This is a genomic window from Azospirillum sp. P4_B5, assembly GCF_056402275.1.
The window spans coordinates 1-21285 of record NZ_JBFUHT010000069.1; the positions used below are offsets into that span (position 1 = coordinate 1).

General features: G+C 66.8%; 20 protein-coding genes and 2 pseudogenes. 14 read left to right on the plus strand and 8 right to left on the minus strand.

Annotated features, from left to right (window positions below):
• The 6 genes and pseudogenes from AC1DVI_RS30070 to AC1DVI_RS30095 form a co-directional block, all read left to right on the plus strand.
• A pseudogene (locus AC1DVI_RS30070) lies at positions 1-502 on the plus strand (hypothetical protein); the annotation flags it as partial.
• 405 nt (positions 503-907) lie between these two features.
• Positions 908-1351: a hypothetical protein gene (locus AC1DVI_RS30075; protein WP_476961087.1), complete on the plus strand. Its 444-nt coding sequence runs from the start codon at positions 908-910 to the stop codon at positions 1349-1351.
• 14 nt (positions 1352-1365) lie between these two features.
• On the plus strand, positions 1366-2496 hold the full coding sequence (locus AC1DVI_RS30080; RefSeq protein ID WP_476961088.1) for a hypothetical protein: 1131 nt from the start codon (positions 1366-1368) through the stop codon (positions 2494-2496).
• Between the two features lie 83 nt (positions 2497-2579).
• Entirely contained in the window at positions 2580-3548 is a 969-nt protein-coding gene (locus AC1DVI_RS30085; RefSeq protein WP_476961089.1) for a single-stranded DNA-binding protein, read from the plus strand.
• Between the two features lie 7 nt (positions 3549-3555).
• The gene (locus AC1DVI_RS30090) at positions 3556-3996 is read left to right on the plus strand and encodes a hypothetical protein (protein WP_476961090.1); all 441 of its coding nucleotides are present in this window, start codon (positions 3556-3558) and stop codon (positions 3994-3996) included.
• 89 nt (positions 3997-4085) lie between these two features.
• Positions 4086-5060, plus strand: a complete 975-nt coding sequence (locus AC1DVI_RS30095; RefSeq protein WP_476961091.1) for a RepB family DNA primase — start codon at positions 4086-4088, stop codon at positions 5058-5060.
• Between the two features lie 304 nt (positions 5061-5364).
• On the opposite strand, the gene AC1DVI_RS30100 is transcribed toward AC1DVI_RS30095, so the two are convergent.
• Entirely contained in the window at positions 5365-5994 is a 630-nt protein-coding gene (locus AC1DVI_RS30100; RefSeq protein ID WP_476961092.1) for a hypothetical protein, read from the minus strand.
• A 999-nt stretch (positions 5995-6993) separates the two neighbouring features.
• Here AC1DVI_RS30100 and AC1DVI_RS30105 point away from each other — a divergent pair.
• A complete protein-coding gene (locus tag AC1DVI_RS30105) occupies positions 6994-8328 on the plus strand; it encodes a hypothetical protein (RefSeq protein WP_476961093.1) in 1335 nt (444 codons plus the stop codon).
• On the opposite strand, the gene AC1DVI_RS30110 is transcribed toward AC1DVI_RS30105, so the two are convergent.
• A complete protein-coding gene (locus AC1DVI_RS30110) occupies positions 8325-8627 on the minus strand; it encodes a hypothetical protein (protein ID WP_476961094.1) in 303 nt (100 codons plus the stop codon). The genes AC1DVI_RS30105 and AC1DVI_RS30110 overlap by 4 nt on opposite strands.
• A gap of 166 nt (positions 8628-8793) precedes the next feature.
• Positions 8794-9090: a hypothetical protein gene (locus AC1DVI_RS30115; RefSeq protein ID WP_476961095.1), complete on the minus strand. Its 297-nt coding sequence runs from the start codon at positions 9088-9090 to the stop codon at positions 8794-8796.
• Positions 9091-9301: 211 nt separating this feature from the next.
• On the opposite strand from AC1DVI_RS30115, the gene AC1DVI_RS30120 reads away from it, so the two are divergent.
• From AC1DVI_RS30120 to AC1DVI_RS30130, 3 genes are all read left to right on the plus strand, one after another.
• Positions 9302-9913: a hypothetical protein gene (locus tag AC1DVI_RS30120; protein WP_476961096.1), complete on the plus strand. Its 612-nt coding sequence runs from the start codon at positions 9302-9304 to the stop codon at positions 9911-9913.
• Between the two features lie 227 nt (positions 9914-10140).
• Positions 10141-12282, plus strand: coding sequence for a M10 family metallopeptidase (locus AC1DVI_RS30125; RefSeq protein ID WP_476961097.1), 2142 nt, complete (start codon positions 10141-10143; stop codon positions 12280-12282).
• Between the two features lie 165 nt (positions 12283-12447).
• Complete coding sequence (locus AC1DVI_RS30130) at positions 12448-13092, plus strand: hypothetical protein (protein ID WP_476961098.1); 645 nt, start codon at positions 12448-12450, stop codon at positions 13090-13092.
• A gap of 88 nt (positions 13093-13180) precedes the next feature.
• Here the strand turns inward: AC1DVI_RS30130 and AC1DVI_RS30135 are convergent, their stop codons facing one another.
• From AC1DVI_RS30135 to AC1DVI_RS30150, 4 genes are all read right to left on the minus strand, one after another.
• Positions 13181-14569 carry a Fic family protein gene (locus tag AC1DVI_RS30135; protein WP_476961099.1) on the minus strand — a complete coding sequence of 463 codons (1389 nt, stop codon included), beginning with the start codon at positions 14567-14569 and terminating at the stop codon, positions 13181-13183.
• A gap of 120 nt (positions 14570-14689) precedes the next feature.
• Complete coding sequence (locus AC1DVI_RS30140) at positions 14690-14893, minus strand: hypothetical protein (protein WP_476961100.1); 204 nt, start codon at positions 14891-14893, stop codon at positions 14690-14692.
• A 58-nt stretch (positions 14894-14951) separates the two neighbouring features.
• On the minus strand, positions 14952-15272 hold the full coding sequence (locus tag AC1DVI_RS30145) for a HigA family addiction module antitoxin (protein WP_476961101.1): 321 nt from the start codon (positions 15270-15272) through the stop codon (positions 14952-14954).
• A gap of 16 nt (positions 15273-15288) precedes the next feature.
• Positions 15289-15561, minus strand: a complete 273-nt coding sequence (locus tag AC1DVI_RS30150; protein ID WP_476961102.1) for a hypothetical protein — start codon at positions 15559-15561, stop codon at positions 15289-15291.
• 1071 nt (positions 15562-16632) lie between these two features.
• On the opposite strand from AC1DVI_RS30150, the gene AC1DVI_RS30155 reads away from it, so the two are divergent.
• Together AC1DVI_RS30155 and AC1DVI_RS30160 are read left to right on the plus strand one after the other, a co-directional pair.
• Positions 16633-17199: a lytic transglycosylase domain-containing protein gene (locus tag AC1DVI_RS30155; protein WP_200776742.1), complete on the plus strand. Its 567-nt coding sequence runs from the start codon at positions 16633-16635 to the stop codon at positions 17197-17199.
• Positions 17200-17212: 13 nt separating this feature from the next.
• A complete protein-coding gene (locus tag AC1DVI_RS30160; protein ID WP_476961103.1) occupies positions 17213-19426 on the plus strand; it encodes a DNA topoisomerase in 2214 nt (737 codons plus the stop codon).
• A gap of 5 nt (positions 19427-19431) precedes the next feature.
• Here AC1DVI_RS30160 and AC1DVI_RS30165 read toward each other — a convergent pair whose 3' ends face one another.
• Complete coding sequence (locus tag AC1DVI_RS30165) at positions 19432-19866, minus strand: hypothetical protein (protein ID WP_476961104.1); 435 nt, start codon at positions 19864-19866, stop codon at positions 19432-19434.
• An 80-nt stretch (positions 19867-19946) separates the two neighbouring features.
• Between AC1DVI_RS30165 and AC1DVI_RS30170 the strand changes: the two genes are divergently transcribed.
• Together AC1DVI_RS30170 and AC1DVI_RS30175 are read left to right on the plus strand one after the other, a co-directional pair.
• Entirely contained in the window at positions 19947-20210 is a 264-nt protein-coding gene (locus AC1DVI_RS30170) for a hypothetical protein (protein ID WP_247891952.1), read from the plus strand.
• A pseudogene (locus AC1DVI_RS30175) lies at positions 20207-21285 on the plus strand (hypothetical protein); the annotation flags it as partial. The gene AC1DVI_RS30170 and the pseudogene AC1DVI_RS30175, both read left to right, overlap by 4 nt.

Sequence of the window (21285 nt, forward strand, 5' to 3'; positions counted from 1 at the left end):
GGCCGCGGTCGAGGCCAAGCCGGTCGACCGCTCGCCGTCACCGCCGCCGCCGCCGCCGGCGTTGCCGCCGCCGGACGCCGCACCGGCTTCAGCGTCGCCTCCCTTCATCGCCGTGCCGGCGCCTTCGGTCGAGCCCGAGGCCGTGCGCCGCTTCGCCGACATGCTGGACCAGGCCGGCCGGACGCTGGAGCGGCTGAGCGCGGCGGAGACGGAGCTGACCAAGCGTCTGGCCGGGCTGCCCGCCGCATCCGCCCCAGCGCCGGACAAGCCGAAGGACCCGCCCAAGGCGGCTTCCAGCGGCCCCAAGGCGGCCCCCGCCAAGCCGCGCGCGGACGCCCGGCGGCGCGTGGCCGACATCCGGGACGACGAAACCCTGGCGCGGGCGGCGCAGCGGCACGGCGTCCGGCTGGAGCGCATCTACGACCTGAACCCGGCTCTGGAAGCCGTCCCTCCGGACGTGCCTTTGACCAAGGGGCAGGTCTGGATTCCGAACGATTTCTGAGCCGTGGGTGGCGATCGGATGCATTTTCCGCCGCCGTCCGTACATAGGGTTGTCGTTTGCCCACGAAGGTTGGACTCTAGGGTTCGGTGACCGAAATCCGGGATTGCGGCGTGGGTGCCCAACCCCCATTAGGCGGTCGATGCGACAGACGTTTTGTGCAGGCAAGATTAGGTGCATGTCGTGACAACACATTACAGTCGTGCGAGCGCCCGCCCCGAAGGGCCTCCCTTGCCACGCGGCGAGCAGCGCAACGAGTTGGTGCAGTTCCGGATCTCGCCGAGCGAGCGGGCTCAGCTCAAGGACGCGGCGTGCCGGCGTGGTTTTCTGGACGGTGATGGGAAGCCCAACGTCAGCGGGTACCTCCGTGCGATCGTGAAGGCCGACTGCGCGGCGATGGACGGGCCCATGGACACGCGGTCCCCGGCCTCGAACCCCGCGCCGGCACGTCCAGCGCCGCCGCCTCTCGCCCCGGCGGCAACCGAGGCGTTGCGCAGCATCCTCGCCCAGGTGACGGGCGCCTGCTCCAACCTCAACCAGCTCGTGCGGGACGTTCATCTGGAGAAACGCGGCTCGCGGCCTTCGGCGGAGGTGAGCGGGCTTCGCATCGAGGGCGTGCTGGTCGCCATCGAGCGGGACGTCCTCAGGCCATTGTCCCACCTTCTCGGGCGGCACCCTCCGAAACCCGTCGCCTCGTCCATTTTTACGGATCGCCCGCCGGAACCCTCCGCCGCCGTGGCGGCGCCGGCGCCCGAGGGCGCGGTGACGAGCACCGCCGAGCGCTTCCGGCGCACCGGCGGGGCCTCGCCGAAGCCGCAACGCGATTACGTGCGGCGTCCGCCGCACCGCTGATCCGGAGACCGAACGTGAGCCTGAACCTGCAAAGCGCGTTGCGCGCGGCCCTTCTCGAGCGGGCGTGCATCGCCGCCGGGGCGCAGCGGCGCGGCCTGCGGCCCTGCGTCGTCAAGTCGATCGGTGCCGGACGCCGCACCAGGGCCTCAGTGGCGCGGCTGGTGGACTACATCGCGCGCGCCGACCGGCTGGCCCCCGAGGACTTCGCCGCGGAGCAGAAGGCCGCCCTTGCCGACGGCGCGGTGATCCGTCCGGGCGATGCCGTCGCCGTCTTCGACGAGTGGAGCCGCCCGGTCCCGCCGCAGGAGATCGACGCCGTTCTGGCGTCCTGGCCGTCCATGGAGGGCCCCGACGATCACCGGGTCCGCGCGCGCCATCTGGTCTTCACGGTTCCCGTCGATCATCCGGCCGATGCCCCGCTCGTGGAGATCGCCGTGGCCTCGGCGATCCGCGAGACTCTGGCGGTGTGGGACAACACGGTGCTTTGGGCCTTGCACACCGATCACGCCGATCATCCGCATGTCCATGCGGTGATCGGCACCCCGCCCGACGCTCCGCTTCGCCTCGATCGCGACGGCCTGGTCCTCGACGCCTTGCGCGCGGCGCTTGCCCGCAACGCCCGGGCCAGCGGTTTCGACGTCAGCGCCGAGCGGCGCTGCGACCGCCCGGACGCGGAGCCGCCGCTGATGAAGGAGCTCGACAACCTGCAGCGCCGCGTCCCGAACTGGACCGCCACGTGGGGGTCCGGCTACATCGAGCGGGCGCAGGCCGGTCGGGACGATCAGCCCATCGATCCCACCGCAGCCGCCCGGTCCCGCGACGCGATGGCGGCGGAAGACCCGAAGCTGGCGGCGTGGTACGCCGCCCATCGCCCGCTGGCCTTCGGCGATCCCGGGGTGTCGAGCTGGGAGGCCGCCCGGGCAAGCGCGACCGATGCGAAAGCCCTGCGCGACCGCGCCGCCCGCCGTCACGGACTCGCCGTTCTGGCCGACACCGTGGATCGGACCTTCCCCGCCGGAGACGCGGACCATCTCGTGCACGCCATCCGCGCGCGCGTGGAACGCATGGCCGCCGCGATGCCCCCGGAGCGTGCCGGCACACCCTCGCCACCACGCCGGGAACGTCGGGACGGGCGTGTCCGCTGACCGGTGCACGCGGGTGCTCGAACGGCGAATCCCTGCGTCGCTACGCTGCCTCCATCGTCCATTCTATGAGCTGGAGGCAAGACATGGGATACAGCCGCGGTGACCGCCGGGGAGATGACCGGCGCGATGACGGGCGTGCGGGGGAGCGTTCCGGCGCCGACCGGAGCGCGCGCGGCGGAAGCGACGACCGCTCCGGTCGGTCGGGCGACCGAGGCCGGGGCGACCGGAACGATCGAGGCGACCACGGCCGCAGCGCGGAGGATCGCGGCGCACGCGGTCGGAGCGACCGCGACCGGAACGAACGGGGCGATCGTGGCCGCGGCGAAGAGGATCGCGGCAACGGGCGAGGTCGTGGAAACCGCGGCCGTGCCGACGACCGAACCCCGACCGATCCGGGGCGCAGCGAGATCGAACTGGTCGGCACCGTCGCGGGAGAGCCGACCTACAGCCAGGGCCGCAAGGTCGCGTCGCTCTGGCTGTCGGTGCACACCCAGGTCCAGCTCGAGGGTGCCGACCGGGACATCCGGGGCTACCACCCGATCAGCGTCTGGGGCGATCTCGCCACCGACCTTCGCGACGAGTTCCGCGAAGGCGACATCGTCCGGGTCCATGGCCGGATCGCTTACGAGCCGGGGGAGGGCGACCGCGACCCGCAGCGTGTCCGGGTGAAGGTCGACGCCGACTTCGGCTCAATCGGCCGGATTCCGGACGACGAGGCCAAGGGCGTCCAGGACTGCAACCGCGTTTATCTGGAAGGCGTCGTCCACGGCGATCCACGCTTCAGCGAAGGCCGCGGCGACAAGGCGGCCTATCTGGCCTTCGATCTGGAAACCGTGGTCGAGGCGCCGGACGGCAGACAGAGCCGGGCCTGCCACGAGGTCGTGGTGTGGGACCGGGCGGCCATCGAGGCGAACGGCTTCGTCAACGACGGCGTGCGCGTCGAGATCACCGACGCGCGCCTGCAGTACATGCCCACGCGGCGTGACGGCAAGGACTTCGCTCCCCGGATCATGGCCGACGATCTGGCCGGCCGCGTGGCTCCGGCCGCGTGACCCGGCCATGATGTGGACCGTGGTCGGCTTCGATCCGGGCGCCCGCACGGGGCTGGTCGACCACGTCGACGGCGGCAGCACGCTCGAGGCGGCCCGCGAGGCGCGCCGAAGAAGCGGTTTTTCCGACTTCCTCTGCGTGGCCGTCTACCGTGGCCGCCTGGAGCCCTCCGCCCTGGTTCAGGACATCGATGCGTTCCTGCTCGGGGCCGGGGCGCGGGCCGCGCCGAACGGTGAGGTGGCGGGCGAACACACGGTGGTGGCATACTGGCGGTACAGCGGCGACGTCCTGACGTCGGCCGCTGCGCACACCCGGGCGGCTTCGGGGCTCGCCGCGATGGGGCTGGTGCAGTTGCGCGTGGCGCCGCCGCACGAGTTGCAGGTGGTGGCCGCCTTTCCGGGACACATCGAGCCGTCGCTGACGGCCGAGGCTTTGGCGGACGACTGGTGATGGGGATGGACAGGGCGTTTGGGAGTGAACAGACCGCAGTACCTTTTGCGTCCGCGCGCTCCTTTCGCCGGCCGGGCGCCGGCTTGGGCGTGCCGGAGCAGGTCGCGGCCCTGCGGGTGGAGAAACTCCTGGTCCGGCTGGCCGACCCTTTCCATCCGGAGCGCCGGATGAGCCGCCGCTTGCCCGCCGCGGCGCTCACCGTCGGCCTCGTCCGGGAGTGGAGCGACAGCGGCTACGATGTGAGCATCGCACCCGAGGCGCCGGACGGTCTCGTCGTGATCAGCCGCGTCACCAAGCCCGGCCTGGCCAAACTGTCCGCGGCGGGTCTGGAGCCGGCCTGTGTGGTCCGGGGGTCCGCCCGCTACGACGCTTTCGTCCGTCTGGCCCCCAAGGGGGACCCGCTCGGCACGGCGCCGCGGGTTCTGACCGCCGCCGCCAGGCTCGTGACGGCCATCGCCGGCCAGGACCCGCGCGCCGTGCACTGGCAGCGCGGAGGCATGGTCGTCGGAACGAAGAGGCAGCTCTCCGGCGGGCCGCCGGTCAAGCTGTATGCCGACGACGGCGGACTCGCCCCGGCCGGCCGGATGCTTCTGGAGCGGGCCGCGGATGTCGTGGAGGGGGTCGAAGACAGCCGAAGCATGGCCTACGAAGGCGCTGTGGACCCCATCGGCGAGCTGGACGGCATCGTGGGGTACAACGGCCCGCTCGCCGAGGAACAGGCCCGGCAGGTCTACGAGCATCAGGCTGCCATCGCGCGCTATTACGGTCTGACCGATCCGGACGCCGTCGACCGCGTCGTCGCCGTCGCGGCGCTGAAGGCCGGAGCCGACCCGGACCGCGTGCGGGCGATCATCCGGGCCGGGTCTCCCGACCTCATCCGGCGGCATCGGGCCGTGAAGCCGTACTTGGCCTCGCTGGTGGCCGACGCGCTCGCTTCCCCGGAGGTGCGCCGGCACATTGAGCAGCAGCTGCAGCGCTACAGCAAACTGTCGTCGCTGATCGACACCAAGCTCACCTCGGTGCAGGCGTCCCTGCTGATCCAAGCGGAGCAGAAGACACCCTGATGGGAAAGGTGGCGGTGTTCATCTGCGCGGGGAGGCACAGCCTTGACGGGAAACACGGACAGTGGCGGCGGCCGGCGCGGGCGTATTTGGAGGATGGCGCCCCCAACGCCGGCGTTGACGGCGCTGATCGCCGCCTCCGTCCGGTGACCGGTGCTCCGCCGGCCGGTACACTGGCGCCTTGCTTCCTCCATCCAGCCGGCGATCCGCTCCCCGACGCCATGGTCGCCCTTCAGACACTCAACGAACCAGCGACGACCAGCACCAGCTCGGCCTGCCGCCGCGGCCTCCACGATCCTATTCGGACTTATGGGCGCTCTTTTTCAAAAACAGCCCTGACGGTCGCATATGATTGAGTTTGCCCCGCTATGCCACCTCGGAACATTCCTAGCTCGATAATCTTATAGACAACATAGCCATCAGCCACAGCAGGATTTCTATCTGGCAAAAGCGCCACAGCCTTATCGAATGCATCATTAAAGGAAGCGCCGTATCCTGTAGCGATGAGGCTGCTTGATTCAGCTTCCCTTCCTACAGGTACCCTCACGAACTCGCTAGTTGTATTTACTATAATATTCTCGAGTGCTGCGGACATTGGTATTGGGCAATCAACACAGTGCATAACTGAAGAAAGCATACTATCGCGGAGCCTTTCAACAGCCCGAACTTGAGACAGAGGATAAGGAACATCGGGATTCCGAGCAACTGACGCTTCTGGATCGCGATCCAAGATCGCGTTAACAGTTCCGTATTTGAAAGCGATTTCATCCACATACCCTTTCCCGTACACCCCTCCCCCTTCTGATAAAAATATCCAATTTATTGCCTTAGTGATGGCTTCCTTCATTGGAAAGGGGCAATCCTTGCACATGACGACCAAGGAAAGCAGCTCTTCATGCAGTTTTTTGAGCGTTGAGGCAACGTCAGCACTTGTCATGGGATCCTCCTCAGGGCAGCGTTCGTCACACGACCTCGGCAGCGAACGAGTGTATTCATTCTACATTTATCGCCGCGTTACGCCTATTTACCATTAGTCTAAGCAAGTCGCCAAAAAAGGTAATTATGATTACCGATGCACTAAGAAACAAGATTAGTAAAATTCTACCTGAATATTCGGGTAAATGACCAATACTCCTATGCCACGTTCAAGAAGTATATTTCGATATCTTTGCGCTGAACTAACGCGGACGCTTTGGATCGAAACTGATCCAAACCCAGCGCGAGTGCGCCCCAATCAACGCGACGCTGGTGGTTTTGGTGGTGCGCTTGGCCAGTTGCCCCTGCGGGTCCGACCGCGCCCATCAACAGAAGGATTGTCAGCAACCCGGCCATTCGTCAGGAAGCTATCACTGTTGGATCTGAGCAAGCGCGCCTCGCCCCCCCTTCCTCACTCTTGCCTGGTGGCGACGCCAACCACTGGCAGGATCGCCAGCTGGCTGGCTGGGTGCTCTGCGCATGAATGGGGGAACCCAGTCCGGGCATGACGACCAGTCGCCGCATTCTCCAGATTCTGTACCTTGGCGCCGGCGGTACCGGTTTGGATGCCTATCCCGCCAGTTTGCCGTCTGTGATCTGCCACAGGATCGCTGGCCGGCCGTCTGCTCTGCCGCCACTCTGGTGGAATTGGGCTAGTGCCCGGCCGGCCCTGTCCACGGGTAGATTTTGCGCGCCGACAACAGGCGTTAAGCCATTGCCTAACGCATGCTGCTTCACTTTATATTAAGAAATTCTTATGTTGTCGTGCTAGCTGTCCGGATGCGAGACTTTCTTCGCGCACTCGACTACCGTGGTCGCTTTGTGGGTATGATGGATACCCGAATGGCGATATTGAAACATCTTTACAGCATGTCATAGTCGCAGTGTCCTGGATCATGCATTCGTGCGACCGAATATGATCGGTATAATATTCGGTCCTAACGTGTAATTTGGAGATGTCATGCAATCGCGTTGGAGCTTGATCGCCATTCTGGCGCTGGTTGCCTTGGCATCGCCCGCCCGAGCTGCGGAGGTGCGTTTTCCAGACGCACACGATCCTGTTCCACAGGGATGGAAAGGCGTTGTCTTCCGGCTCAGCCAAGACTATCCCACAAAAATCCCCTCCAACGAGCCTAAGCCCTGGACAGCTTTCGACTTCAAGACACAGCCGGCTGAGTACATCGCTGCTGTTTTCGGATACGTCCGAGAAGGCAATGAAGAAGTGGATTGGGTTGTTCAAGACAATAAGGTCCGCCGCTGGTATCACGCGCCATGGATGCATGCCGGTGCCAACGGGCGGGAGTTCATACGCGGACTAACGCGCGAGCGCACGACGCCGCGTGCCGAGGTTGGCAAAGGCGAACTGCACCCCAGTCAGACGCAGTGCTTCCAAAACTGGGCCGTGAGCTTCTTCAATTCGCCCGGGGGGTACCAGATTGGGCGTATCTGGGCCGATCCCTGGCACCCCGACGCCACTCTAGCGCTGTTTCCTGAAGGCACCGTTGCGGCAAAGCTGCTGTTCACCACAGCAACCGTCGACCAGGTGCCTTATCTCGCAGGCAGCTTGGAGTGGGACGCCAACATCCATGACCTGCCGCCTGATGACCTCGATTGCCGTGACCGATCGCGCCGCAAGACCCAGCGGGTACGCCTCCTTCAGATTGACTTGGCTGTCCGCGACGTCCGCGCAGACACGACGACCGGTTGGGTGTTCGCTACGTTGAGCTATGACGGAACGCGCTCGAGTGCTTCGGTGTTCGACCGGATGGTTCCCGTCGGCTTAATGTGGGGCAACGACCCTGATGTTACCGCTGCCAGTCATGCCGGTGGCATGCGGCCGAACGAGGGCTGGATCAACCCCGGCAACACTATGCCACAGCACCTTGGCTATCTCGGGCGGCTTAATGGCCCGGTGGATAGTCCCCGCTCATCCTGCCTCTCCTGTCACGGGACCGCACAGACACCCGTGCGTTCACCCATGACCCCGCCGGCAGATGCTACAGACGCAGAGATCGCACGGTGGTTCCGCAACATCAGCGCTGGTGAGGAGTTCGATCCACGCAGCGTGTCGACCGACTACTCGCTTCAGATAGCTATGGGAATCCAGAACGTGCGGGAGTGGCGCCAATCAATGGGCGGTGCTTTTGCGCCGCCGCGAAGTGCCGCTGGCAGTTCGGCATCACTGTCGCCGCTCTTTTTGGGCGCGACCATTCCGTCCACCAGCTTAGCTTTCGACGGATCCGAAGCAACCACAATCGGCGGCATGATCGAGTATCGCGTCACACGCGGTGACTAGGACACGGCAGGGGTCTCAGGCGCGAGCAGCACCTCCAGAGCGGGAAGAAGGTCCGGGTCCTGCGTCTCGCGCGGGGGACGGCTGCCACCCGGGGCGCGGACGCGCTCAGCCGGGCGCTCGGCCAAGCCGGCCTCGAGTTCGCGGCGGCCGCGCCGAATGGTGCGGCGGCTCAGGCCGGTGATCTGCGCCAGCAACGTCTGCCCGCCCCAGCCAACACGCCGCGCCTCAACGGCCACGAACCAGCGGCGCTGCTGCTCATTGAGCCGGCTGATAAGCAGGTTGATCTGCTGATGCAGCACCTGATCGGGGTGCGGCTCATCGGCCCGGCAGCGCGGGCACGTACACGAGTAGACGGCGGAGGACGTTGGTCGCTCCGCTCTTAAGGCGGCATAGAGCCTGGACAAGCTGGTGCGCGCCGGCGGGGCCGGGCGCACCAGTATCCCTAGCGTTTACCGGAGGGCGCCGTCAATCAGCGCCTGGATTGCCGGAGCCAGAGCCGGCACGGCGAGCCAGACCAATAAGGGCCACAAACGAAGCATGATCGATCTCCCGACTGGTTGAAGGTCTCTCCAGTTTGCCAGAACCGCTCGTGCCGTCGCGCCGCTGAAAGACGCTGAAAAACAGCATCTTTCTCGGGAGAATCCGCCCAACGGCCGCGTCCAGGGACGCCAGCTCGACCAGCGCCATGTCATCGTCGGCGACGCCTGCCAAGTGGTGGAGCTCAACCAACAGCGCGCCAGGTGCAGGATCTGCACGAGCCATCGGCCGCCGCCGCCACGGGGAGGCGCCTCGCCGCAGTCATCGCCGATGCATACTGGATCACCTGAAGGGTTGAGACACAACTCGCGATTGAGCTACAACCGCTCCTTCAGCCGAAGGAAGGCCGTCAGGCCGCTGCCCTTCCACCGATAGCCGCTGTTTCTATGCATCAGCCATGGCATCAGCGCGCATGCGAGATTGAATGGAGTGCGATATGCGCTTGCTTTCCACAGTTTTTGCGATTTCCCTTCTGGTGGCTGGTAACGCCCACGCCAACGGTAAGGAAGAATATCGGTTCTTCACCATCCAGCTCATGCCTACGGACGTTGTCGGCGATGCCGACGCCGCAATCGCGAAGCGCATGCCCGAGCTTCCCGCGTTGGCCACGACGTACAACTTCATGCCGGCAACCGCCATGCTGCTGGTCACTGCCGATCCGGCGAAGATGCCGGCGATCGAAGCAATGGTGGCAGCGTTCAACGCTCGTCCGTTCGTGTCCCTCGGCTACAAGATCTCGTCCGCAGAGAAGGCTCTCGTTCAGAGCGGCACGATCATGCGCGACGGCAATGCGGTAGGCTCCGTCGACAAGCAGGAGATCCGTCTTGGGAACACGTTGATCGGCGGATGGGGGGTGAGCGCGAACGTGCAGGTTCAATCCGACGCGATCATGACCCATGCCGTCGTGTGGTACCAGAAGGAGAACGGCGCGAAGAACAGCCTCGAGGTCACGGTTCCCCTGAAGCCGGGACAACCGCTCGAAATCCCGCTGAATGGGCCTGATCGCCTCACCATGACCATCGCAGCGGATGTTGCCCGCTTCCGGTGATTTGTCCCCCGGAAGAGGCGGAATAAACTCGATCCCGGCCGAAACAGCGATGTCGTCATGCGCGATCCGCTGGCCGGGGTCACCCATCCATAGGGGGTTCTGCATCAGGCGACCTCCACCTCTCCAGCGCTTGGTCGCCTCTCCAGCGCGGGATTGGCTATCGCCCGGCCATGACTTGTTGCCGCGTCAATTTGTCGCGGTTTTGCTGGTAGCGACGTGAACCACCCATGCGGATGCTGGGAATGTGGCTCACAATTTCAGGTTATCCCATGGTCGGCATATCCACTTGGGTTCCCACGTCGCACGCAGCGGTCTTCGGCCTGACCGATCCCAATCGACCGACCTCCGATGTCGACGGAGGCGTGTTGGGACGCGATCCGGGCGTCTTGGTTGCCGGAGCCATTGCCGTCCCGGTAACGCTTCCCGATCCGGCGCTTGCCGCCATTCAACCGAGCCAAGCGCCTTGGGAAACGCCGAACAAATTCGGCAAATGGGGATCGCAGGAAACAGCCGCTCCGGTCACCCTGAGCTACAGTTTTTACGACACCGGAAGCCCAGCATTTCCCAACGGCGATCTTGCACAGCCGGCCGCGCTGGACGCCGCGCACCGCGCCGCCGTCCGCAGCGCGCTTGCCTCCTTCGCTGATGTCGCGAACATCACCTTCGTGGAGGTGACGGAAGCGGCGGACACCATCGGGACTTTGCGCTTCATCGACGATCGGGCGCTCGACAGCAGCACTTTCACGGCGGCCTACGCGGCGTCACCGCTGATGAACAGTCCGCGGTCGGGGCTCGTCGCGTTCGACGTGGACCGCTTCGGAATTCCCGACGATCTCAGCCGGGGCGGGCTCTTTTACGGCACCATCGTGCATGAAATCGGTCATGCGCTCGGTCTCACGCATCCCTTTGACAGCGGGGATCCCGCTCCGGCGGCAGGAGACCCGCGTGCGGCTTGGGAGCAATGGCACCGCGGCTGGACCATGATGGCGTACACGGCGCCGGGCCCTGACCTGCTGGCCTCCGGGCAGACGGTCGAACCCATCGGCCCGATGCTTGCGGATGTCGCGGTGCTGCAAGCCTATTATGGAGCCAACCGCAGCACGCGCACGGGCGACGACGTCTACGCTGTGGACGGCCGGTATCCTTTGGCTGCGCTCTGGGACGCAGGAGGCCGCGACACTATCGACGCCTCTCTAGCGTCGGTCACCCTTGCCGGCGAAGCGGGGAGCGGGGCGCTTCTCCGGCGTCCCGGCGATCCGCTTCCCCTCGCTGGGTGGTTTTCCGGTTGGTCCGGCGTGCATCTCGATTTGCGGCCGGGCGCCATAAGCCCTCACCTCGCCGTTGCCTATGGTGCCGCCATCGAGGACGCCATCGGCTCCCACGGCGACGATCTCATCGTCGGCACCGACCCCGGAACGCTGACGGCGGGGGATGGATCAACGATGTGGACCGATGGCGCCAATCGTCTCGAAGGAGGCGCCGGCAATGACACGCTGCTTGGACTGGCCGGAGATGACACTTTGGTCGGCGGCTCGGGCAACAATCTGCTCGATGGCGGCGATGGCTTCGACACCGCAGTGTTCGGCGTTGCCTCGACCGCGGTGACGATTGCCCAGGACGGCGCGGATCTCGTCGTGACGGGCGCAGGTTTCGTCGACCGCCTGCGCCGTATTGATTCCCTGGCCTTCACGGACCGAGCCCTCGACGCCGTGGATGCGGTGTCGCAACTCGCGCCGACACCAACCCCGACACCTGCTCCAGAGGCGCCAGCTCCCCAAACTCCGCCCCCAGCGGCACCGTCCCCGCAGGCGCCGGTACCGGTGATCGATCCTAGCCGACGCTTGTCCGTCTGGGCCGATGGAGTGAGTCGCGACATTGAGATGCAGCCTTATGTCGGTCCGGTCGTCGAATTGCAGAACATGTACATTGGCACTGCAGCGTCTGAAGCCATTTCCGGAACTCCGCTCAACGACTTTATCAACTCGCGTGGGGGCGATGATGCGATAGCTGGTGGAGACGGCGACGACGTGTTGGACGGAGGCACAGGATCGAATTTCCTCGTCGGCGGTTCTGGAATCGATACCTTTTTCGTGGACGCCCGTGGTGGTGGGGTGACTTGGTCAACCATCACCGACCTCGAACCGCGAGAATGGGTCACGGCCTGGGGCTGGCGCACAGGCGTGTCCACGCTGAAGTGGGAAGAACTGGCCGGAGCCAATGGCTTCAAGGGGGCCACCGCCCACATTGATCTCGATGGAAATGGTAGCATCGACGAGAGTATGACCTTCACCGGCATATCCTCCGGCGCGATCCTTTGGGCTGCCGGTCAAATCGGCGATAGCCCCTACATGGCGTTCACCCTGAAGTGACCGGCCACACGCCATGGGTGCCCCGTGGGCTTGCTGAAACTCAGCGCATATCGCTCCGATGAGACGCGCTCGCATCAAAGGCGAGGGGAATCATTGCCTTTCGATGTCGCAAAAGCTTCTAAAAATTGGCTAACCAGAAGTCGCCGCATTTTGGAGTACCTGACCGTGACCAGACTGCCCACCGTCGCCCTGCGCTCTCTGGCTATCGCCGCCGTGACCATATTCCTGGCAGCCTGCAACACGACCTCACGGCCGAGCCCCCCGGACTATGAGCAGCAGGCGCGCGATGCCCAGCGTCACCTCCTCTCCAGCACCGGCCATGAGGATTTCTTCAAGAAACCTCTGGTCAAAGGGAAACCGACTGTAAGTACGGGCCGCAATCCCCGGTTCGACACGCTGCACATCAACTATGACCCGCGCTACGTCACCTCCGAGGAAGTTACCGAGGCTGGCAAGGTTTTCTGCGAGAAGCGGAAGCAGGGACGGCGGGCCATTCAACTGGGGATGGGTGCCCTCAATGTGGACGAAAGTGATCGGGCGGCCCGAGAACGAATCCAGATGGTGGGCTCGGCATCGTTCTTCTGTACAAACGGCTCTGCGGCCGACGAAGCCCTGCTCGCCGAATATCAAGGCTCCCGTGCAACGATGCTTCAGAAGGAGGAGCAGCGCTCCGCGATGCAGCGTTCAGCGCAGCTCCGGGCCAGGATCGAGGAGTCGCAGGCCAACCGTGCCGCGTGGGATGCCATCAAGCGCCGCGACGAAGAGCGGGTGAATGGGGCGACCGGCTACCGCTACGTCCCCACGTATTAAAAAGTGCATAGACGAGCCTTCAGAGGGGTTTTTGATGCCGCTGCCTGTATCATCTGCATTGTTGGTGCCGCTGCTGTCGGGTAGACACTTATCTCTCCAGCGCTGAGGAGCGTGCCGAGCTCCGCGGCGCCTGCCGTCCAGCCCCTTCTCCCGCCAGCAGCTCGATTCCCGTCCGCAAGGCCGGGAGGGCCGTGGCCCGCGAGGGGTCGCCCTCCCACCGGCCGGCGAGCGCTTCCGACACGGTCAGGCGCAGCCGGATCTCATCGGGACTCATCGTCCGAACCAGCGCCTTCGCCTTCCGGCGGCCTTCCTCCGTCGGTTCGGCAAAAAACGGCTGGAGCGTCGCCGGTGCGATGTCGGCCGGGGCCAAGGGACCGGCGAGGCGATAGGAGCTGTTCTTGCTTCCGCCCGGGTTGGCGGCCAGAAGCCCTTTGGCCACGAGGTCGGCAATGTCGCGCTGCGCCGTCGGCATGCTGCAGTCCGTCAGCTTCGCCCACTTCGGCGACGTCATGAAGCCTTTCCATTCCGGATCCAGCATGCGAACGAGCACAGCCTCCTGACGCGGCGTGACGCCGGCCTGGCGCGCCTGGTCCAGCATCTTCGTGCGGCGGAGCACGCCGCCGATCGCCACCTCGGCGTCGCGGGCCGAGCGGTCGTAAGCGTCGACGAACCACGCCAACCAGCCGGTCACATCGCCGTTGCCCTTCTGGGTCTCCTCCAGCCGGTCCCAGTACCCCTCACGGTCCCCCGCGATGGCCTGCGACAGGCTCAGCAGCCGCTGCGGCATCGCCTCGTCCTGGGCAAGAGCCCGGTCGGCGATGGCGCGCCCGATCCGGCCGTTGCCGTCCTCGAAGGGATGGATGGTCAGGAACCACAGCTGCGCCAGGCCGGCCCGCAACACCGGGTCGAGCGCCGCGCGTTCGGCCGGGTCGTTGAACCAGGTCAGGAAGCGGGCCATCTCCGCCGGCACGGCGTCCGCCGGAGGCGCCTCGTAATGCACGACGGGGTTATGCGCCGGTCCAGACACGACCTGCATCGGCTCCGGCCCCGGGCGCCATTGCCCGACCGGTATCCGCTTCATCTCCGACCAACCGGTCGGAAACAGGGCGGCATGCCAGCCGAAGAGGGTTTCGTCCGTCAGAGGACGGCTCGGATCCCGGGTGGCGTCCAGCAGCATCGCGACGGCCCCATCCGCCCGGCGGTCGCTTGATCCTCCGGGACCGGCTTCGAGGCCGAGGCGTCGGCGGGCGGACGCGCGCACGCTGTCGCGGGCCAGCGTCTCGCCTTCGATGCGCGACGACTGGATCGCGTCCTCGGTCACCGCGTCGGACTGGACCAGCAGCCGGTCCTGTTCTCCCAAGGGGTAGAGGAGCCCGGAGAGGGCTCCATGCCGGCGCGCCGCGGCCGCCAGCGGTTGGATGAGGCGGGCGGCGTCCCATCGGAAGCTCGGCCAGTCGTCGCGTTGCCAGATGTACATCCGCTTCCCCGATGAGGCGAATGAGGCAACATTCGCCTCATCCCATGATGCGAATATCGGCTCATTCGCCTCACGGCGCAAGCGGGTCGCTTTGGTTATGGTCGGGGATCTTCGGCTTTCTTATCCGAGGCCGGCGACGATTTCGCCAGGGAGAAGCCATTCCTTAGCCGGAGTGGTCCGCTCATCAACCCACCTCTGGGCCGCCTCGCGCTCGCCGGGCAAGCTCCGCCACGTAATCGACCGCCGACCGTCAAGCTCGTAGAACTCCACGAAGAAGTTGCCTTCGCAAATTCGCACCGTGTCGCCTGGAAGAGCATCGGCCATGATTAAGTTACCTCCTTCACGCGCCGGTTGGCACGCCTCTGGGATGACCGGGCAACCACTATTCTGTATGTGATTGCAAAGGTTCGATTTCTTCTATGGTCCGATTGTCAACTTCCTCCTGGGCGTCCCAGAGATCGATGGCCCGCTGCAGAGCCAACCAGTAGTCCGGCGATTGCCCGGTCAGCCGCCCCAGTCGCAGCGCCATGGACGCCGTCAGCGCGCGCCTGCCCTTCACCAGCTCGTTCACCGTGAGGCGTGACACGCGCAGGCGCTGTGCCAGTTGATCCTGGGTCAAGCCGTACTCTTCCAGAATATCGCTTTGGATGAAGCGGCCGGGCGGTGTCGGCCGCCGCTCCAGGGGGCGACGGTCGACACTCATGCGCTCCTCCTATGTGTCACTCGAGCCGCACATCCAGACAGTGCGGGTGCTGCCATACGAAGCTGATCCATGCCGAATCCTTGACGTGGATGCGGAAGCGGTTGGACTCGCGCGCATCTTTGGTGAGGCGCAACGAGCGGGGAAAGTGCAGGTCTTGCAAACGTGCGACAGCGTCCAGGCGGTCGAGCGCCATGATGATGCGCTCGACCAAGTCGGCGCCGTGTTCGCGTGACGTGCCGGTCCGGTACAGCTCTTCGAGCTGGGAATCGGCAAAACTGAGGATGGCCATGTCGGTCTCCACAAGGAACGATGGGGAACAGCCCAACTCCCTCTGACGAGGGAAGAGCGTACGCGTTCGCCGTGGAAACCGGCGGTGGGTGGCCGGTCTGTATGGTGAAGGTTAGGATTTGCCCTCGCGTGAGCGGCGGCAACCCAACCAGCGCAATCAGCCGCTTGGCACGGCGCGATCGGATGCGCGCTGCAACGCGTGCAAGCGCCCGCGCCGCAGCAGAGATGGTACGTTCCCACAACCATCTGAATGCGGGAACGCTTCCGAAATCGATCCGTCGGACAAAGCCGTGATCGATACGGATCTCGTCCAAAGTACGGAGAAAAATGCTCTCAAGAGCGGGCGCCCTGCTCTCACAGCGTTCCTCCCCCGAAACCGAAGAAGAGGAAGAGTCGAGCGTTAGCGCACGCGCAAAGCTATCCCAGAAGACCTGCCGATCCCGTCGACTATACGCGGCTAGATTTTCTTGAGGGACGCCAAGTTCAACTAGGAAGCTGTCGGAGAGAGAAGGCGCGAGAATGGCAAATGTTGCCAAGAAAATGTCGGAATCGCCTAGAGCGAAATCATCGACCGCTTCGTAGAGAGTGGGAACGTCGGTGATTGTGCCGTCGCGCAAGGCGGCCAGAAGAGTTTGCGCCGCGCTGCCATGCTCCTCCCACGTGATGGATGTGGCACCAACGCTGGACGAGCCACCGCCAAGCGCAGCCTCTACCCTATCCATCCCATTGAAACGGGACTTAAGCGCAGCGGCTGCGAGTAGGACGCAGAATTCGTCGTGGTCGGATTTGGGGCGGATCGCATCGGTCATGAGGAATGATGTAACATACCTAATTACAAAGCGCAAGGGTTCCTTCCGTCCGAAATTGAATCGTGTGCTCGGCCCTCCAGCCCCTACCGCTCCCAGACGGTGAGGCCTGACGCCCCTCCGCCAGCTTCAAATTCACGCCGATAAAAGCTGTTCGCGGGTGCTCGAACCCCGCACCGCCGTACCTGCATGCTCAAGGCATGAACTCATGGTGGTGGCCGAACAGGAAGAACAGAGCCGGTGAGCGGCGGGCGGCGTGCCCGCGCGTGACGCTGCTGCTTGCCGCCGTTCTCGCCGCAACGGCGGTGCCCGTAGCGGAAGCCCGCGCCCGCTCCCCTTCCAACTCCTGCGAAGAGGCGATCGAACGGGTGGAGCGCCTCGTCGGCATTCCGTCCGGGCTGCTGCTGGCGGTCGGCCGCGTCGAGTCCGGCCTCAGCACCGGCGGCGAACCGCGCGTCTGGGCCTGGACCATCAACGCCGCGGGGCGTCCCATGCGCTTCGGCAGCCGGCGCATGGCCGTCCAGACGGTGCGCCGGCTGCTCGCCGACGGCGTCCGCAGCATCGATGTCGGCTGCGTCCAGATCAACCTGAAGCATCACCCGGACGCCTTCGCCACGCTCGACGACGCCTTCGATCCCGATCTCAACGCCGCCTATGGAGCGCGCTTCCTGCTCTCCCTCTACGCGTCGACCGGAAGCTGGGACGAGGCGGTCGGCCGCTACCACGCCGGAAGCGCCGGTCCCGAGCACCGCAAACGGGGCTACGCCTGCTCCGTCTACAAGCATTTCGTCCGCGTGCGCCGGGATGCCGCCCCGCACGCCCCTGGCTGCTGAAGAAGGACCCGTGATGGCCGCTCCCCAATTCGACGTCGGAATCCTCGCCGAGAAGAAGATCCAGGCCGAGCAGTACGCCGCCGCCCTGGGCGGGGGAGCGATGCGCGACGGCTACATCGAGGTCGCCAGGAGCCCGCTCGGGCGGGCGGCGATCATCTGGGGCTGGGGGCATGTCGACCGTCTGGAGGAACCCCGCGACGAGGGCGAGGAGTTCCGCGACTGGCGCTCCAAGGTCTGGCCGCACATCAACGCGCGGCCGCGCGTGCTGCCCTCCGACGATCCCAAGTGCAGGCGCCAGATCACCGCCGCGAAGAAGCTGCTGCCGCAGTGCGCCATGGTGATCGGCGCCAGCGATCCGGACCGCGAGGGCGAGACGATCTGGCGCCATTTTCTCGAGCTGACCGGCGCCCGGCCGCGCGCCGTGAAGAGGATGATCTGCGCGGAATCCAATCCGGGACCGCAGCGCGCCGCCTTCCTCGCCCTCAAGGACCCCGACCAGTATTACGGCCGTTTCGTCGCCGGCCGGGCCCGGTCGGTCATCGACCTGTGGGAGGGCACCAACCACACCGTCGCCTGCTCGGTCTTCCTGCGCCCGGGCGATCTCGGCAAGGGCTACTGGCCGATGGGCCGGGTCAAGGGGGCGGTGCTGGGCATCCTGCACTGCCGGCACGTCGAGATCCGCGACTTCCGCGAGGTCGCCTACTTCGAGATCCTCGCCGAGGTCCGGGTGCGGGCGGGCATCGTCACGTTGCGCCACGCCCCGTCCGCCGAGGAGCGCCTGACCGACCGCGCGTCCGCCCTGGCCCTCGCCGAGGCGGCCCGGGGGATCGCCGAACCGCTGGCCGTGGAGCAGAAGCCGGTCGAGACCGCCCCGCCCAAGCTGTTCTCCAAGACCAGCTTTCTGACCAGGGCCGGCGCGCTGTGGGGGTGGTCGGGCGACAAGTCCGCCGAGATCCTGCAGGGGCTCTACCAGGATAAGGGCCTGATCACCTACCCGCGCGCCGAGCTGACGGTGGTCGCCTCCTCCGACGTGGAGAAGGCGCCACGGATCATGGAGCATCTGCGCGGCCTCGGCGAACCCTTCCGCTCGGCGATCGACCGCCTGGACGGCCGCCTCACGGTGCGGCGCTCCGTGGTCAACGACCGGGAGGTGGCGGAGGCCAGCCACACCGCCATCATCCCCACCGACGTTCCGGCCGACGGGCTGCGCCTGACGGAGGACGAGGCGAAGGCCTACCGGCTGATCGCACAGCGCTACGTGGCGGCCTTCATGCCCTCGGCGCAGGGTCTGCGCACGACGGTCAGCATGGTTCCGCGGTCCGGCCCCTGCCGGGACCGCCTGTTCCGGGCCGCCGGCACCGTCGAGACGGAGCCGGGCTGGCGCGTGCTGTTCGGAGCCGACGACGGCGAGGCGGACGAGGAGGGCGGCGAGACCGACCGCCTGACGCCGGTGGCCGACGGCGAGACCGGCACCGTGTCGGCCGCCCGGCTCGAGGACAAGCGGACCCGGCCGCCCGCCCCCTACACCGAGACCAGCATCCTGGAGGCGATGCTGGAGGTGCATCGCCTCGTCCCGCCCGACAAGGAGCATCTGCGCGAGATCCTGAAGAGCTCCAAAGGCGTCGGCACCCCGGCGACGCGCGAGACGGTGATCAAGGAGCTGATCGCGTCCCAGCTCGTCGAGCGCGGACGGGCCCGCGGCAAGGGAACGCCGCCCATCGACCTCTCCGGCCAGGGCATCATGCTCGTGGAGGCCCTCCTGCCCATCGTCCCCGAGCTGGTGCAGCCCGAGACGACGGCGCTTCTCGAGATGGATCTCGACCGCATCGAGCGGGCGCGCGACTCGCGCGGCGCCGACCGGCTGGCCGAGCAGGTGCTGGAGGACGCCCGCGAGCGCATCCTGCGCCAGTTCGAGGCGATCCGCGCCAACGGCCGTCCACCCGAACCATCGGGGTCCCGTCCCGCCGCGCCCGGACAGCGGGCGTTCATCGCCGCCATCGCGGAGCGTCTCGGCCTGGCGCTGTCCCCGGAGCGGCTCGCAGCGATGAGCGCGGGCGAGGCCTCCGCCTTCATCGACGAGCACAAGGCGCGCTTCGAGGAATGCGCCGGCCGGGGGAGAAACGGGCGTTCGCGCTCGTCCCGCAGCACGGGGCCGGCACGCGGCGGGCAGCGGCGGGACGAACCGTCCGGCGGGCGGCGGCGGTCCTCCGGGACCCGCCGGCCGTGAGCGCTTCAGCGGTTTCCGCGAATGCCGGAGCGGAGCGTCGCGTCCGGCTCGTCCTCGTCGATCACGCAGATCCAGGACAGCGCCGCGATTTCCCGGGCCGGCTGAAGAATGCTCGCGATCCGGCACCAGTCGAGCCGGATGTCCGCGGCGGGCTGAAGCGTCCGCGGGGCGAGGCCGCTTTCGCTGCGGCGGCCGGGATTGAGGCCGGGATCGATCCGTCCATGGGCGGCCACCTCCCACGCCGTCTGGGCGCTGACGGCCAAGCCGAGGAAGCAGCGCCGCGGTCCGCCCGGCGTCGCGCGCTCGGTGATCACCGGCCGGGCGCGGGGGCCGGGCCGGTCCTCCAGCAGCAGCGCCATCTCCGCCGGCATGAGCAGCAGGCAGGGGCGCGGGGGATCGGCCGGCGGGCGCTCGGACTCGGTGGGCAGGTAACTGAGCATGGGTCCTTGACACGTCTCTCGGCCAAGCGGGGCCGAACGGCATGAGCAAAAGCATGATACGCGTTGAGGACGCAAGCCGGATGCACGCTTCCGGGGATTCCCGTCGCGAGCCGGCGCCCGTCGATCCGCTCCTCCACCGTCTGCGCCGTCTCGGCCTGCCCGAGGACGCCCTCGCGGCGGCCGCCGACGCTTACGCCGACAGCCTCGCCGCCGCCCTGGCCGCCGGGGCCGATCCCGCTGCGGCGCTGGAGCGCGCCGCCTTCGAAGCCGCCGGACCGGCGCCCGGCGATGCCTCCCATTCCGACGACCCCACGAACGCCTTCGCGGCGGGAGAAGACCGATGAGCGACGTTTCGATGACCGTTTCCGGCGACTCGGAAGACACCACGTTCGCGCTTCGCCGCCCGCCGCACCGCACGCCGGCGGAGGATTACGCGCTGTCCATGACGTCGGAATCTTCGGCCTGGGCGCGCTGCGAGGATGCCCGGCGCGCCGTGTGGCGGGCGGCGAAGCGGGGCCGCGGGAAGACGGTCGAGGCCGCGCTCGCCGTCCTCGCGGAGGGCGGCCTTCCCAAGGCGCGCCGCCGCGCCCAGAGGGTGCTGGCGCGCGCCGGCGTGCCCCACGACGCCGTTGCCGCCTTCGATGACGCCGCGCACCTCTACCGGGCGGCGAGCGTCGAGGCGACGCACGCCGTGGCCCGTCTCGGCGATCTCGGCGTCCGCGTGCCCGAGGAGGCGGCGCGCGACGTCGCCGCCTTCCGCCGGCAACTGCTGCAGGCGGCGCGGCGCCTCAACCCGACCATCGGCGTCACGGCGGTCCAGGAGCTGTGGGGAGAAGGCGCCGCCCTGGTGGCCAGCGGTGCGGCGAGCGACGGCCGCATCCGCGTGGCCGGCATGTTCGAGCGCGCGAAGGGGCTGGCGTCCATCTCCATGGACGTCGCCCGGTTCGACCCGCTCGACACCGTCTATCACGAGGGCTGGCACAGCCTGGAGGCGCTGCTCAGCGAGAAGGACCAGCAGGTGCTCGCCGAGGAGTTCCCGGGCACCGAGCAGCTGTCGCACCGCGAACGGGTCGCCTACGCCTTCGGCGCCTGGGCGGCGCGGCGCGACCGCAGCGGCCCGCGTGCCCAGCGGGTGTTCGAGCGGGTCGGACGCTTCTGCGGGCGGCTGGCCAACTGGCTGGACTCCCGCGGCTTCCAGACGGCCGAAGACCTGTTCGAGCGGGCCTACGAGGGCGATTACGGGCGCCGGGCCGCCAAGCTCGCCCGGCGCGACCCGAAGGCCTTGCGGACCCAGCGGCCGCTGATCGGCGACGCCACCGACCCCCGCCAGTACAGCCTCGGCGCGGCGCCTTGGCAGCCCCCCGACCGCTTCGGCTCCGACGACCCGCGTTGGCGGGCCGCCGAGGCCCGTCTGGCGGC